The sequence below is a fragment of the Geitlerinema sp. CS-897 genome, from assembly GCF_028368005.1.
Lineage (GTDB): Bacteria > Cyanobacteriota > Cyanobacteriia > Cyanobacteriales > Geitlerinemataceae > Baaleninema > Baaleninema simplex.
Genome location: NZ_JAQNCQ010000258.1, coordinates 1 through 15,612, shown reverse-complemented (window position 1 = coordinate 15,612; position 15,612 = coordinate 1). Strand labels below are relative to the sequence as shown.

Genomic DNA, 15,612 nt, shown 5'->3' with positions numbered 1-15,612 from the left:
TAAGCAAATCGGAATGCGAGTCAAAATATCGGGAGCGCAATGGAAAGTAGAGAATGTTTCTAAGATTCTTTCTTTACGCTGTGCTTACTTAAATGGCACTCTGTTTTAGCAATATTTTTGCAAAACTGAGATGCACCCGGTTTCATCAACTTCATAGTCACCTGTCTCAACATTGATGATGACCATTTTGCCAATATTTTCTTCTGTTTCAACCTTTTGGCGAATTCCACCTTCGTAGATTTGGTAGGCGCGTTTCGCCACTTCTTCATTGCTTAACAGGATCGCTTGCATAGGTTGACTCTCGATCGCTACGTTAATATCTGAGAACTCCTTTATCATATCTCGCCAATTCAAGTTTGAAAGGGAACGAACCCTCTGAGCAGGCAGGTAGCGAGGGCGACAGTCATGGCGAACTCGACAGCGAGAGAATCGATCGAGTCCGAATCCTACGCTTTGGCATCCCGCGATCGACCGCTTCTTGTTTAAGAAACTTGTGTTTAAGCGGTGTTTCGTGGAATTCGCTGCCACAATAGGGCAAGACGAATCGCGGTCTGGATTGTGAATACGACGCGATCGCACGTCAAAGCGTACCTCAACAACACTCCACACCCCCCATCTCGACAGTCACGCCGAAACGTTGGGAGAACCGATCGTGAAACGGGTCAAAGATATCCTTCGAGCATCTCTGTCGCCCCAGCGACTCATCGCTTTGGGCGCGATCGCCCTGGCGTTTTTTGGCGGATGGATGCTGAAAAAACCGGAATCCCCCATCGCAGCGGCCGATGTAGAGGGCGAGGTGGAAGTGGAAACGCCGCTTCCAGTTCGCGCGATCGCACTGCAAGAAACCGCCACCTACGAAGTGGAAGAATCTTACAGCGGTACTGTGGAATCTCCCCGTAGCAGCGATGTCAGCTTCCAACATTCCGGCGTCGTCGCCACGCTCTTCGTCTCCGAAGGCGATCGCGTTGCAGCGGGAACCCCCCTCGCCGTTTTAGATACCCAAGAATTGGAACTACAACGGGCCGAACTCCTGGCGCAGATCGATCGCTCCCAAGCCAGACTCGACGAATTGCAAGCGGGATCGCGGGTTCAAGAAATCGAAACCGGACGGGCGAAAGTGCGTCGCTACGAAGCCCAGCTAGAACTGGCCGAACTCTCCGCCAAACGGCGTCAAGACCTCGTCAGACGCGGTGCGATCGCCCAAGAAGAAGCCGACGCCGCCCGCACCAACGTAGACATCGCCCAAGCGGAACTCGACGCCGCCCGCAGCGAACTGAACCTGTTGTTAGCGGGAACTCCACCCCAGCAGCAAGCGGCGCAACAGGCCGAAATTCGCCAACTGCAAACCCAAGTTGCATCGCTCGAGTTGACCATCGCCCAACATACGCTGTACGCACCGTTTTCGGGAACAGTGACGACGCAGTACCTCCACGAAGGTAGTGTCGTCTCGGCGGGAACGGCGGTGATGCACTTGGTTCGCGACGAAGCCTTAGAGGTGCGAATTGGCGTCCCGCTGGCGATCGCGTCTACCCTCCGCCTGGGATCTCGGCCGCAAATTTGGCTGCAAGATACGCCCTATCGCGCCGTGTTGAAGTCTGTTTTACCGGAAGTCGATACGCAAACCCAAACGCAAACCCTGTTATTGGAATTGCCCCCAGAGGTTCCCGCCGTTCCGGGGGCGGTGGTGCGGTTGACGTTGCGTCAAGCGGAGGCGACACCGGGGTATTGGCTGCCCATGACGGCGTTAGTGTCGGGAGAGCGCGGGTTGTGGACTTGTTACGGCTTGCGGGAAATCGAGGGGGACTCGTCGGTTTACGCCATCGAACCCCATGCGGTGGAGGTAATTCGCGCCGAGAGCGATCGCGCCTTCGTTCGCGGAACCCTGCAACCGGGCGATCGCGTGGTGGCGGAGGGGGTTCATCGCCTGGTTCCCGGCCAACCCGTCACGGTACTCGAGAGCGACTCCCCACAATAAGCCATGAACCGCTACTTTTTCGGCGATTATGCAGGGGGCGCGTTTCAACTGTTCGGAACGCCCCATCTCGTGGCGTTGGCGATCGTGGTTCTGGTGAATTTGTCGCTGTGGCGTTGGCGACGGTTCCGACGGTTTGGCGTCGCGGTTCGTTACGGCTTGCTGGTTCTGTTGGTTTCTAGCGAAGTGGCGTGGCAACTGTGGAATCTGGCGACGGGAAAATGGGCGATCGATACTATGCTTCCCCTCGAATTATGCGGGGCGATGACCTATATCAGCGTCGTGGCATTAGTTACCGGAAACCCCGTCTTTTATCCCCTTTGTTATTTCCTCGGCATCGGCGGCGCAACCGCTGCGTTGTTGACCCCTGCCCTCGGAATTTATGGGTTTCCTCATTTCGTCTTCGTACAAACTTTTATCAATCACGGCGCGATTTTTACGACTGGATTATATTGTGTAACACTCGAAAAATATCGTCCTAAATTTAACAGCATTGTGCGCTTGTTTGTCGGATTTAACATTTACGCAATTTTCGTTGGCATCGTCAACCTAATCCTGGGGAGCAACTATTTATTTTTAGCCCACAAGCCACCAAGTCCAACTCTCTTCGATGCACTACCGTCTTGGCCGTGGTATTTACTTTACTGTGAAGGTTTAGTATTTTTGGTATTTTGCATTTTATATTTTCCTTTTAAAATTCAATATATTTTACACCAAAATCGTTAAAAAATTGCAATTTTTAATATTTTGTTAATTTTTATAATAATTATTGAGTCTTACAAGTGAAAGTGTCACGCAAATTATACAAAAGTTCATATATCTAAAAGCGTTAAATATTGACAGTTTTTTATTTCAAATGTTACAAAGCAATAGCCCAGGACTTCCTTAAAAAATATCGTCTTTGTTCTTATCTAGATATATAGTGATGGATGTAACCCAAATTGCCAATGGAGCAACCGATCGATTTTTCGATCGCTTCCTATCAGGACTGACCCAAAACCAAGAGCTACCCTTTAGTTTTACCCTTCACGATCGCGACGGTTCTAGCCAAATTATCGGCGACTCCGAACCCATTTTCGACCTCTACATTAAAACCGAAGCCGGTCGCAAAGCTTTACTTTCCCTCAATCAACTCACGATTACCGAAGCCTACATGAACGGCGAAATCGAAGCCGAAGGCGACATCATTCAAGCCATGTCGTTGGGGGATTTGATGTCAGATTTCAATCCCCTGCTGAAACTGTGGCAGCGGCTTCAACCGATGTTCTTCGGACGAGAAAAATGCAATCCTCAATGGATTGCCAAACACTACGATTCTGAGAATATCCAACTCATCGCTCTCGACACCAACTATCACGTCTACACCCCTGGTATTTACGAAAGCGAGGAAGATAGTCTCGAAGTTGGAGCCGAACGCAAACTCGAATTTGCCTTTGAATCACTCAACCTTAAAGCAGGCGATCGCTTGCTGGAAGTGGGATCGGGGTGGGGTGGATTTCTCAGATATTCAGCATCTCGCGGCGTCCACGTCACGGGAATTACCCTGTCTCGACATCAGGCGCAATTCGTCGAACAGCTCATCGAAGAACATCAACTCAACGCCGAAGTTCGCTATCAAGACTTCTTCACTTTCAAACCCGATCGCAAATACGACGCGATTTCCATGATGGGGGTCATCGAAGATTTGTCAGATTACGAATCGGTGATGCAGAAACTCCCCGAACTCCTCAACCCAGGTGGACGGGTGTATCTCGATTTCGCCGCCGACAACCACACTAACGGAACCCACAGTTTCGTCACGAAATACGTTTGGCCTGGGGCGTTTCGTCACGTGGATATGCCAGAATTCGTGGCAGCGGTACGAAAATCGCCCTTCGAGATTGCAGGATTGTACAACGATCGCCGCAATTATTATTTGTGGGCGAAAGGGGGATACGAACGCTGGATGCAGCGGAAAGCCGAAGCGATCGCGCAGTCAGACGAACGGTTCTGGCGGTTGTTCCGTATTCTCTGTGCGGGAACCGCCAACGCCATGAGTAAACCTTCTTACAGCGTCACCGCCTATCGCGTTGTGTTGGAATATCCCGCAGATTATCGAGGGTAGGGTGCGTGTTTATCAGTGTAGAGTGCAGAGGGCAGAGTGTAGAGTAGAAATTCCTCTTTAACTCTTCACTCTACACTCTTAACTCTTCCCTGAAAGAGGCGCACCGCCAATGTACACCACCCACATACAAGGATGCGTTACGCGGTCAGAAAATGGGATTGAAATCCAGTCAATGAGATTTCCGCGTAACGCACCGACCCCGTAATGGTAGGGTGTGTTACGCGGTCAGAAAATGGAATTGAAATCCAGTTAATGAGATTTCCGCGTAACGCACCGACTCCTCGATCTTGAATTTTGTCGGCGTTAAATTAAACCCATATTAATCAGCAGTATACCAAACACGAAATGTACGAGCGTGACTCCGACTAAGTTGTACGTTCGCTTGTAGACGAAGCCAAAAATCAGGCTACCGATTAAGGTTAAGACAATCGCTTGCGTGCCATAAGGAACGTGAAACATTCCAAAAAACAACGCGGTAATAAAAATTCCCGCGCGTCCCTTGCGATCGACCAAAAAGTTTTCAATTGAAATCTGAACTGCGCCTCGAAGTAACTCTTGAACGTAGCTGTGTGCGAGATAAATTAAAAGAACGATAGAACCACCCGGCCAAGCCCAAATTTTCGAGGCGAAATCGGAATCTGGAACGATCCGATCGAGGACTAATGCAATTCCCCAAAACGCGATCGCCCCGACGATACTCACCAAGACACCATCGCGAAGTGAGGGTTTGAGATTGCGAGTCGTCACGCCAATCGCGCTAAAAGACAAGTTCAAATGACTTCGTCCGAGGAGTGCTGGAATCAACACGACAACGACGAGATATCCAATTAAAAAAGGTAAGGAAGTTTGAGGGTTGTAAGTCGGAAAAAAGTCGGCGATCGCGGCGTTAACGCTGGTGACTATAAATAACGATAAGAGAATTAAAAATAAAAAGTAAGCGAAGTGATTTCGCTCTTGTAATTCGTCGATTTGTTTTTGCAGCGTTCCGATGTGGCGATCGCTCAGCAGTCTTAAGTTTTCGCTCACCTGTTGGGTAATCGTTCCGCTAATCCCATTGATAATTTTAAAGGCGTCGGGAACGCGATCGATAAACGTCTGTTTCGATAAAACTGCGATTTTCGTGTCTGGCGTCGCCGCTTGAATAGAACAACTTCTCGGCGAACCATCGACAAAAGACATTTCTCCAAAACTTTCGCCTTCTGACATTTCTTTAAATTTCAGATTGTTTTGGGTATTTTCTTCAATTTTGTAAAGCTCGACTTGACCGGACATCAAAAAATAAAGCTCGTCTGAGATTTCCCCCTCTTTGCAAATGAGATCGCCAGGATTGTAAGACCGTAATTTACAAGCTTTTTCGATCTCTAGAATTTGCTCTTTGTTTAATTTTTTTAATATTGCAAAATTTTCCAGCATGACGCTCCCTTTTTACTTACTTGAAACCCGGAAACGCTATAAGTCAATATTTAAATAGAGTTTAGCATGATTATCTCAAATTTTCAATAGCTTGTTGCAGATTTATAGAAATTTAACGATCGAATAAAATTTGAAGCAATGAAGATCGGTTTGGCTTTTCGATTGATTTGCCCCTAATTTTATAACTCTAATTAAAACTTGACAAATCTCCTTAAATTTATTTTAAGCATAAAAAAGGACGATCGCAATCTATGATAAATTTTAAAAAGTATCGATTCCGGAAATTACAAAATATGAAAAGCACTCCGAGCGATCGCGATCGTACAGTTTGTAATGTGTGCGACAATCCAGGGACAGTCGATCGCGCAACAGAGATCGCACAAATTCCGTCAAATATGAAGAGATTTCAACATCAGTGCTTTACAGTATGGCGGTGTAAAAACTGTTCTTCTCTCCACTCTCAAGAATCTGTAGATTTAAATGTTTATTATAAAGACTATTTTAGCAATATTGGTTTAAATTATTTTACAATTTGTAGCTATTGGAGCCAAATTCAATTTCTCAGAAAAAACGGACTTCAGAAAGATCGTCAAATTCTCGATTTCGGTTGCAATCACGGCTCGTTCGTATCGTTTTTAAACAAATTGGGATACAAAGGAGCGATCGGCTACGATCCGTATGTCCCTCAATTTTCCGATCGCACTGTACTCGATCGCCAATACCACATCGTTACGTCTTACGATGTCATCGAACACTTTGAAGAACCTCGCGATTTGTTTGAAGAAGCCGTTCGTTGTTTGGAACCCGGTGGCTTGTTTCTTATCGGAACACCAAACGCGCAAGAACTCAACTTATCAGACGTTCATCGCCCAGAATTTCATCAACCCTATCACCGACATATTCTTTCAGAACGCGCCTTAATCGATCTCGGTGTTTCCTACGGTTTAGAAGTGGTTGAAGTCATCGATCGATGGTGTTTCGATACGCTATTTCCGGGGGTCAACACCCGATTTATTTGGTCTTATGTCCGGCGAATGGGAAACGCGATCGATAGTTTGGAAGATACACCACGTATTGGCATGGTTTTCACTTCACCCCTTCTTTTATTTTACATTTTTTTGGGTTATTTTTTCCCGATACCAGGAAATATGATAATTCTGTTTCGCCGCCCTTCGTGAATTTTCGCGGTAAATTCTAGAAGAACGTCGAAAAAAATCAAAAATCGCGAAACTGTAACTGACTGTACCCGATAGAAAATCAAGCAATTTTTGCAGGATTGTCAAAGTACTGATGAAAGCGATCGACAATGTACTTCGATGCGTTTTCAGACTGAATTGTTTGGCTAAAAGTACGAACCCTCGCTTTTAAAACTTCGTCGCTGACAACAGAAGAAATCGCCGCTGAAAGACGGTCTACAGTTAATTGATGTTTGAAAACTGACGATCCCAATCTCAACTTAGTAATTTGGTTAGCCCATAGAAAATGATCGCCAAAAAACGGAACCACGACCATCGGAACACCAGCTCTCAGAACCATCGCCACAGTTCCCGGTCCGCCGTGATGAACCACAGCAGCCACTTTCGGAAACAGCCAATCGTGGGGAACAGAATCGATTTGAAAAACAGTATCGGGTAAATCCGTATCGGCGATCGCGCCCCATCCTGTGGCTAAAATACCTCGCTGTCCCGTTTGTGCTAACGCTTCTAAAATCAACTCAGTCATCACGTCGGGGTTGCGACTCCGCATACTGCCAAACCCAACAAAAACCGGTGGCGAACCGGCGTCGAGAAAATCCACGAGATCCTGGGGAGGTTCCCAACTCGAAGGGCGATCGAGTGATAAAAAGCCCGTCACGTGCATGGTATCTAACCAATCTTTCGGTTTCGGTAACAGTGCGGGACTGTAGGCGTAGAAGACTTTCAACCGCTTCTGCACGACCATATCGTGATAGGGGCCGAGTATCGAATACCCCGGTAAACCTAGGGTTTCCTCAATCCACGAGTTGACGCCACCTCGCACGACGTGCCAGTAAAACTGATAGGTTGCGCCCCAGCTCAAACGGTTGTAAAACTCCGGTCCGTCTACGAACAAACCGGATACCCACGGACAAGCAAACGCTCTTGTTGGCGTTGCCGGTGCTGGTGCCAACGCAAAAGACGGGATACCGAGAGCTTGCGCCATGCGATCGCACACTAAGGCTAACGGATGCCAAAAAATAGCGTCGGCACCTTGACAAGCATTCCACAGATCGTCTAAATAGCGTCGTCCCATTTCGACAATACGCTGACTGTTGGCACGAATCCAATCAAACCCTTGACCTTTAGTATCCGTCCATTCTTTACCACTGTGCCAGTATTCGGGATCGCCGCATAGCGGAGTAAAATTGAGTCCGTAGCTGCGAACGAACGACTCAAATAACTGATGCGTTGCGACCGTCACGGTATGACCGGCCGCCTTCAGTTCGACTCCGACCGTAACGCCCGGTTGAATGTCTCCACGAGAACCGACTGCTAAGATTGTAATCCGTGCCATTTTTTGTCTTGAGTCGCAATTTTTCACGCTAAACTATCTGACTGAAAAATTGTTTTCCAGTCAGTACGAAGACGCCAAATTGATGTTCCGATAAAACCTCTATCTCTAACCTGTTCTTGTCACGAAACAGACAACTGATGGTAGTGCGTTACGCAAACTGAGCGACCGATCTAAATCCGATTTTAGTCAAAACAAATCAAAACCTAGAGATTTTAGTAAGTTTCAGCATCTAACCGCCCACGGTATCCCATAGGATCGTGCGATCGCCATATATTTAAATATTTTGTAACGTTCTGATGTGCGATCGGTCGTATCGTATAAGGGGTGCATCTCAATGAGTGCAAAAACATCAGTTTTGGGTGGCAAAATTCCCGATTAGCACTTCCGGTATAAGATCCCCGGCATCTTGGAGATGCCGGGGATCTGGAAATTGAGTGCGCCCAATTCGATGAATTTACATTTTTGAGATGCACCCTCGTATAAGTTTGTTGCCTCTTTATCTGAATGTCTTGCCTCAAACTCTTTCTTTATATTTCCTTAAGCCCCGATAATTCACGGTTGAGAATGACATGAGCCAATCCTTCTGGCGTTCCCAAATCGATGTATTCTCCATCTTTAAAGAAAACTGTTCTAACATTTAGTCCGCGAGTAATCGCGAGGTTAAATATATTACCAATGGGTTGTTTTTGAGCTTCCAGTGAAATCGCCATATACTGATTCAGCAGTTTAGAAAACGTGGGAGACCACCCTGCAATTCCCCAAGTGTTAAAAACACTCGATACCTTGGGTTTGTCTAAGACCTCGATCGCCTTACCGCTTGAATCAAAGCGAACCGGCCCTAACTGCTCGGGTTTAGAGGTTGGAAAAACGCCTAAAACCAAATCTGCTTGGGACGCTAAAATTTCCTCTCGAATGGCACGGATAGCATGAAAAGGATAGAAAATTGTATCTGGAAGAGCCAAAAAAACATAAGAGTTTTTATACCATTGAAAGCCTTTATTAATTGCATCAGACAATCCATAAGGCTCTTTTTGATGCAAATAGGCTATATTGATATCGAAATCTCGACCGTCACTAAAATATTTAATAACTTCAGTTTTGCGATCGGAGATAACCGTCAATACAAATTGAATGTTAGCATGGCGCATCGCTTGAATAGAGTACTCCGCCGCCGCTCGAGGATAGACTCGTTTTCCATTCTCGCGATCGTCTGTTTTAAAAAAAACGGGCAACAACTCTTTCGCATATCGAAATGGCTGCAAGCGAGACCCCAATCCGGCTGCGGGTAATATTCCAATAAACTCGTTCATAGAATTTTATCCAGATGCTTTTGTCTTTTTTAAACTTCAAACATTGACCTAAAATACTTTCCTAGAACGGCTAGTATTTAGGAACAAGAGCATAGCTTTGAGTGACTTCAAGCTCTTTCGATCGCTGCTGTACGATACCGCGATCGCCTTTCAATTTTTTAGCTAAGCTTGGCTTCTTCTCTGAATAGCAAATAGAGAGAGCGTCCCGAAAAAAGCAACGAGACACGCGATCGCCAGCGTCTCTAAATCTTGGGTTGTACGATAGACCACGATCGTTGTCACGGTCAAACTCAACGCGATCCACATCGTCACTGTATCCGTAACGCGACGGCTCATCGAGCCTAAGATGGGGAGTATGTCGAGCACGACATTAATCGGTTCGACGATCGCAGCGAAACCACCCCACATCATTACAAATCCCACAAATCTAAGTATCCAAGTAAAGTACAAATCTTCTTTTTCGATCCGAGCGTTCGTCGTTTCGCGATTTGAAGGAAAAAGACGGTATAGACTATGATTGTTGCTGTGAACGTAGGGAACGATGCGGTTATTGGCTTCGAGTTGACCCATCACCGTTGCCGTCGTATTGGCGGGAAAAACTGCATAACGAATGCGTAAGTCTCCCACCTTTGGATTTGCAATGTTATATTGAGATTTATAGAGATAACTTCCCGAAACTTCAGTGTCTGGCGTGAGATTCAGGGTTTCTGAACTCGGATAAATTGGAGTTCGCGTAGGGATATCGTTGTATCCCACCATAGAGTTCTCGTTAAATGCTTCAATTACACCACTGACCATCGGATCGTCAAACTGGGTCATATCAAGCTCGTAAATACCAATTCGTGCCCGAGACACTTTACGAGAGCCATTGGGAATAGCTGGCTTGGGATTATTGTGGTTTTCTGGCTTTAAAAAACGGCTTGAATCTGCACTTTCTGTTATTTTTCGGCGATCTGTTCTCGATATCGTCTTCGTACTCTTTAAATTGCCAATCGGCTTCCACTTTTGGGAATAAGTTACCGTTGTTTTTCGTGTTTCAGAACCACCGACATTGATTTTCGATTCAACTTCGCGACGTTCGACCCAAACATACATATCGACCGATCGCGCCATGGCAATGTAGGGAGCGGGTTTGAGAAAAAATTCATCTCCTAATAACTCCGAACTGCGAATAATTCCCGTTGTTGCAACCGGTTTACCGATATGCCCGATATTAGGCGTTTCCGAAGAAATTTGGACGGTACTGAGGGCGACTTTGTTCAGATCGGATTGTCCTTCGTTCCCAATTAAAATAAAAAAAGATAGAACAATTAACAAGATTCCCATTAGGGACAACATGAAGGAATTGGTCAGTCGATCCCACCAACTTACCTCTCGAACTTCGATATACTCCTCGAAATCAGCTTCGCGATCTTCAGATTCAAACATGACCGGATGGGTTAAAACAAGTCGCCCCCATCTTGTCACATCTTTTTCAAAGTGACCTTAAGTATTTCGACTTACGCTCTTAGAAGCTTCGTTGCAAACCTTCAAAGGTTACACAAGCGAAATCCGGCAAAAATCTGCCGAACGTGGGGATGATACCAATTGCGAAACGCACTCCGTAACGCCCAAGGTCGCGTCGCCCAACTTCCCCCGCGCAGAACGTAATGTTCCCCATCAAAATAGGTTTGAGAATAGCCTTTATAGGGGAAAAATTCAAAATCAGAATAGCCGTCGAAGATCGTTGTCGTCCATTCCCAAACATTGCCTAACATATCCCAACAACCCACCGAAGACACACCGTCGGGATAGGCATCAACTGATGTAGTTCCTCGGTTAAACAGACGGTGATTGCAACGAGACGCATCGGGGAAGTCGTTCCCCCAAGGATACACCTGACTATCTCCCGTTTGCGGGTTCCAACGGGCAGCTTTTTCCCATTCCGCTTCCGTGGGGAGTCGCTTTCCGACAAACTTCGCATAGGCGTTGGCTTCGTACCAACTTACACCACAGACTGGATAGTTGTCGAATTCTGGATCGTTCGTCCAATACAACGGCGTCGAGATGCCGTTTTCGCGAATCCAGCACCACCCCGAATCAGACCAATATTGCGAGTTGTCGTAGCCTCCCACTTCAATAAACTGTCGATATTGACCGCAAGTGACGGGATAGCGATCGATCTCGAATTCTTCCACAATCCGACGATGGCGAGGTCGTTCGTTATCCGCCGCCTCTACTCCATCGTTGCCCATCTCGAACTCGCCGCCGGGAACCGTCACGCTATCGAATTCTAGCGGCGAGTTCGACCCCGATTTGGAAAACGGTAAAGCCGATAAATTCTGTTGTTGCAATACCAACGCCACCGTTTCGCTGTGTTGGCTTTCGTGTTGCAAAATAAACCACCACAGGTTCTTTTGTTTCTCGATTGCCGCCACCTCGAGATACGCAAACACCCCATCGCGCACCCGTTGCAGATAGTCGCAAGTGTCCTCGAAACTGGGGAGGTGTACCCGTTCCGTTTTCGGTAAACCGTCGGCGGCGTACAACCGATGAAACTGAGGCTGCATCGGCGAAGTTCCCGCCAAATGCCGTAACAGCCACAGTTCCTCCGTAAATCCGATATGTCCCAAGTGCCACCCCACCGGACTGAATTCGGGGTGAGACTGACAGCAAAACGCCGCCTCGTCGAGTTCTGCAAACTGTTTGAGAGTGGTTTGGCGACATTGGGTAAAGGCGTCGCGAAGGATGTCTTGGGTGGGATTAGTCGAGATAGTACCAGTCAAACTCACGGTTTTCTCCTACACACACGAGGCTTCCATCTGCAAACGCTTGCCAATTTCCGGGGAACAGAGGTTCCGAGGCGATTAACACCGCGTTGGGAAAGGCAGCATCGTCTTTTATCCAATACAGGGAGGGGGCGCTGCCGTGGTTGGCGAAACGACTGGCGACGAGGCTGCGTCCGTCGCTGAGAACCAGGTTCGCCGAGAGACGGGTATTGTGAGTGTCTGCCAGTTGTCGCAACTCCAGCAGTGTAGCTTTCAAGGCTTGGTGTAGCGTCCAGTTGGGATGAGTTTGCCAGGTGTGCAACAGTAGGACGAAGATATGTTCGGAGTCGGTACTACCGTGGATGCTTTGGTAGAGTTCGTCGCTGAGGCGTTCTCGGATGGGGCGATAGAGGGTATGGCGGAAGTTTTGGATACAGCCGTTGTGAACGTAGGTGAGGTTTTGGGAAACAAAAGGCTGACAGTTGCTTAAATCGACGGCTTGTCCGGGGGTGGCACCGCGAACGTAGGCGAGAATGCAGTCTGAGACCACGTAGCGACTGAGGGAGTCGAGATTTACGTCGCTCCAAATCGGTAATAGACTTTTGTAGGTGAAGGGGTGCGATCGCTCTGTCTCCGACCGAGAATCGTACCAGCCAATCCCGTAACCGTCGGCATTAACGACTCCCGAGGTCATTTCGCGGGGTTCGTAACTTTGGACGACGAGGGAGTGTTCGGGGTCGCACAGCACGCGAGAGAGCTGTACGGACTCCCCGAGATAGCCCAACAAACGACACATGGAGCGATGGGGTAAATTTGTCCCTCCGATCCTAGTTCAAAACGGTTTTGTTGGAAACGTTTCCTTCGGCATCGACATCGTAAATCACGGGAATTCCCGTCGCCAGTTCCAATCCCGGCACGTTTTCGGGACTGAGTTTGTCCAGGTGCATGATAATCGCTCGCAGCGAGTTGCCGTGGGCGGCGACGAGGACGTTATCGCCGTGTTGGAGATGCGTCGTAATGCGACTGGTGAAAAACGGTAAGGTTCGCGCCACGGTATCTTCTAAACTTTCGCCTCCGGGGGGACGTACGGAAAACGATCGCCGCCATTCGTGAACCCGGTCTTTGCCGTATTTTTCAGCGGTTTTAGCTTTATCCAATCCCTGCAAGTCGCCGTAATAGCGTTCGTCTAACGCCATCGACGTAAACACGGGCAATTCGATACTTTCGTCCCCCTCGTATTTATCCCAGCCGTGCCAGTGAGGGTCGTCAGCTTCGTGTTTGAGAACCGGACTCCTCCCCCGACAGACTTCCTCGTATTCCGTCAAGCAAATCACCGCCGTTTCGATCGCCCGAACCAACAAACTGGTAAAACAGACATCGACGGTATACTCACGAATTTTCTCAGCGGCTTTGCGGGCTTCTTCCCGTCCCAACCGACTGAGGGGAACGTCCACCCAACCCGTAAACTTATTGGCTGCGTTCCAGGTACTCTGTCCGTGGCGGACGAGGATAAGTTTCGCCATTGTCGGTTCGCCTTTAACAAGAGAGCGATCGCATCTTAGCGAATCGAGGTGAAGACAGGGAGAGGGGGAGAGGGGGAGAGGGGGAGAAACTATTAACTGTTGGGAACCTCGAAAAATTGATTCTAGCTCAAAACTCAACGGCTGAAATCCTTGAAATCTCGTTCTCCATTTTCGATAGCAGAGCCTTTTTCTCAGTAAGCTTGAATTAATCGAGATGCCCTGTTCCCTGTTCCCTATCTTCACTGGTGACTGGTGACTGGTGACTGGTGACTGTCCCCATCACCTCGTCTCCGTTTGAACTGTCAACACCTGCGGGGGCGTCGAATCCGGGGGATAGATAAAATCGACTTCGACGAGTCGTTTGTTGCGCGGTTGGATGTTGAGGGTCACGAGGGGATCTCCGGCTTGACCGCGACGTTGGACGAGATGAACGTAACGGGTTTGGGGCGTTCCCTCGTCGTCGTTGTACTGCACGCGCACGATTCCTCGGAAAAAGATGCGGTTTTCGGGAGGATCGAGAAAGGTTAACCCGCCGTTGACGAGATCTTGTTTGATGGGGGTTTGAAACAGCAGCGACACTTGACGCGGGTTGTTGCTGGGGTTGAACAGGGGTAATGTGAGGTTGTATTCGATGCCGTAGTTCCCGTGGGCGTAGTAAGCGGTGTCGGGATAGCGGCGTACCAGTTGGGCGCTTTGGATTTGTTCGGTTCCCAAACGTCCGCGATGCAGGGTACTCAAACCGTAAGAAAACGATCGCCCCGGTTCGGGGACGGTCAATTGCGGAGAGTCATCGCTTTCGAGTTTGCCGGAATCCACCAGTTGAGCTTCCCATCGCGATCCCACGGCCACCCCCGCGACACGAGAGTAAATCATTCGGTCTACGTCGTAGATGCGATCGATCGGAGTGGGTTCGAGATCTCGCGGCCCTGACAAGCCTGTGGTATCGAGCAGGGTTTGCCATTCCTCTAGGGTAGGGATACGTTCGTTACTGCCGTTGCGGGGGGCGAACATGGCCAAACAGGCGACGTACACAGGCCCGTCGCTCAACAAACGCAGCAAGGTCGATCGCCCGTTACTGGAGGGAACCACGCGACCGACGGGAATCGGCAGGTTCATCAACATCCGATAGTCGCCGGGTTTGAGTTCGAGGACGGCGGGCCAGTTTCCCTGGCGTTTCCGTCGCAATACATCGTTGGTGGCGCGGCTACCGGGTCCCGAGTACACCGTTCCCAGGCGATCGTCGACGTAATCGGGAAGTTCGACGAACAACGCATCGGGACGGGTGAGATAGCTAGCCCCGTGGAGGACTTCGACGCGCACGGTGCGATCGCTGGGATTGTGTAGCAAAATCCCTTGAAACAGGGTTCGAGTTTGCGATCGCGTGCGGGCCCGAGCGATGTGGTGGGTAAAAATGTCGAACCGCCCCTCGAAGGCGTAATCGAGATGAGCGTCGGGATGGGAGCGGTCTTCCGGGGGAAACGTCGATAACAAGACCCCTTCTTCGAGAACGACTTCGGGACTGTTGCTGTTGAAGACGGGAACGGTATCGAGACGCCCCGGAAGCGGCCGCATTTCTGTCGGAAAAAAGACTTCAACGAACGGCACGTCTTCGATCTCCTCTTCAGGAGGCGGTGAGGATTCAGACGGCGAAGACTCAGAAGACGAGACTTGCGCCATCTCTGAGGATAAGCGATTCTCATATAGCTGTGTGTGAGGTCGTGCCATCGCGATCGACACGGGTGTCAGCGCAGCAAACAGAGATAGTGGGAGCATTCGGTCATACAGCGACACTGACCGATCACTATACCGGATCGGTGTTGCGAGATATTCGCGAATTCGGCGATCGATTCTTTATACAGTCGTACCAGTCACCAGTCACCAGTCACCAGTCACCAGTCACCAGTCGCCAGTCACCAGTCGCCAGTCACCAGTCACCAGTGAAGACAGGGAACAGGGAACAGGGAACAGTTAATAGTTTCTCCCCCTCTCCCTTGCTCCCCCTCTCCCTTGC

Annotated in this window: 14 protein-coding genes; 5 read left to right on the top strand and 9 right to left on the bottom strand. The window is 48.8% G+C overall.

The genetic code is table 11. The features are described 5' to 3' along the window. Positions 1–105 precede the first annotated feature (105 nt). The gene (locus POG22_RS16450) at positions 106–291 is read right to left on the bottom strand and encodes a hypothetical protein (RefSeq protein ID WP_498906459.1); all 186 of its coding nucleotides are present in this window, start codon (positions 289–291) and stop codon (positions 106–108) included. 361 nt (positions 292–652) lie between these two features. Between POG22_RS16450 and POG22_RS16445 the strand changes: the two genes are divergently transcribed. The 3 genes from POG22_RS16445 to POG22_RS16435 all read left to right on the top strand — a co-directional run bounded on the left by POG22_RS16445 (position 653) and on the right by POG22_RS16435 (position 4,076). Beyond that, entirely contained in the window at positions 653–1,975 is a 1,323-nt protein-coding gene (locus POG22_RS16445) for an efflux RND transporter periplasmic adaptor subunit (protein WP_498906456.1), read from the top strand. Between the two features lie 3 nt (positions 1,976–1,978). Further along, entirely contained in the window at positions 1,979–2,698 is a 720-nt protein-coding gene (locus tag POG22_RS16440) for a YwaF family protein (RefSeq protein ID WP_063716609.1), read from the top strand. 199 nt (positions 2,699–2,897) lie between these two features. Beyond that, positions 2,898–4,076, top strand: a complete 1,179-nt coding sequence (locus tag POG22_RS16435; protein ID WP_498906454.1) for an SAM-dependent methyltransferase — start codon at positions 2,898–2,900, stop codon at positions 4,074–4,076. Between the two features lie 303 nt (positions 4,077–4,379). Here the strand turns inward: POG22_RS16435 and POG22_RS16430 are convergent, their stop codons facing one another. Then, complete coding sequence (locus POG22_RS16430) at positions 4,380–5,489, bottom strand: cyclic nucleotide-binding domain-containing protein (protein ID WP_498906451.1); 1,110 nt, start codon at positions 5,487–5,489, stop codon at positions 4,380–4,382. A 293-nt stretch (positions 5,490–5,782) separates the two neighbouring features. Here POG22_RS16430 and POG22_RS16425 point away from each other — a divergent pair, with 293 nt between their 5' ends. Beyond that, positions 5,783–6,667, top strand: coding sequence for a class I SAM-dependent methyltransferase (locus POG22_RS16425; protein ID WP_190288564.1), 885 nt, complete (start codon positions 5,783–5,785; stop codon positions 6,665–6,667). 79 nt (positions 6,668–6,746) lie between these two features. Here POG22_RS16425 and POG22_RS16420 read toward each other — a convergent pair whose 3' ends face one another. From POG22_RS16420 to POG22_RS16390, 7 genes are all read right to left on the bottom strand, one after another. Beyond that, on the bottom strand, positions 6,747–8,021 hold the full coding sequence (locus tag POG22_RS16420; protein WP_498906449.1) for a glycosyltransferase: 1,275 nt from the start codon (positions 8,019–8,021) through the stop codon (positions 6,747–6,749). Between the two features lie 527 nt (positions 8,022–8,548). Continuing rightward, entirely contained in the window at positions 8,549–9,331 is a 783-nt protein-coding gene (locus tag POG22_RS16415; RefSeq protein ID WP_498906448.1) for a sugar phosphate nucleotidyltransferase, read from the bottom strand. A 162-nt stretch (positions 9,332–9,493) separates the two neighbouring features. Next, the gene (locus POG22_RS16410; RefSeq protein ID WP_498906447.1) at positions 9,494–10,657 is read right to left on the bottom strand and encodes a TMEM43 family protein; all 1,164 of its coding nucleotides are present in this window, start codon (positions 10,655–10,657) and stop codon (positions 9,494–9,496) included. Positions 10,658–10,860: 203 nt separating this feature from the next. Beyond that, a complete protein-coding gene (gene egtB, locus POG22_RS16405) occupies positions 10,861–12,102 on the bottom strand; it encodes an ergothioneine biosynthesis protein EgtB (protein WP_498906446.1) in 1,242 nt (413 codons plus the stop codon). Next, positions 12,074–12,874 (bottom strand): ergothioneine biosynthesis protein EgtC, encoded by an 801-nt coding sequence (gene egtC, locus POG22_RS16400; protein WP_498906445.1) that lies wholly within the window; start codon positions 12,872–12,874, stop codon positions 12,074–12,076. Before egtC ends, egtB begins: the two co-directional genes overlap by 29 nt. A 31-nt stretch (positions 12,875–12,905) precedes the next feature. Beyond that, complete coding sequence (locus tag POG22_RS16395; protein ID WP_498906443.1) at positions 12,906–13,601, bottom strand: histidine phosphatase family protein; 696 nt, start codon at positions 13,599–13,601, stop codon at positions 12,906–12,908. Between the two features lie 279 nt (positions 13,602–13,880). Then, positions 13,881–15,278 carry a DUF3370 domain-containing protein gene (locus POG22_RS16390; protein WP_498906458.1) on the bottom strand — a complete coding sequence of 466 codons (1,398 nt, stop codon included), beginning with the start codon at positions 15,276–15,278 and terminating at the stop codon, positions 13,881–13,883. A gap of 62 nt (positions 15,279–15,340) precedes the next feature. On the opposite strand from POG22_RS16390, the gene POG22_RS16385 reads away from it, so the two are divergent. After that, positions 15,341–15,612 (top strand): hypothetical protein (locus POG22_RS16385; protein ID WP_498906441.1); only part of this gene is annotated, 272 nt, incomplete at its 3' end.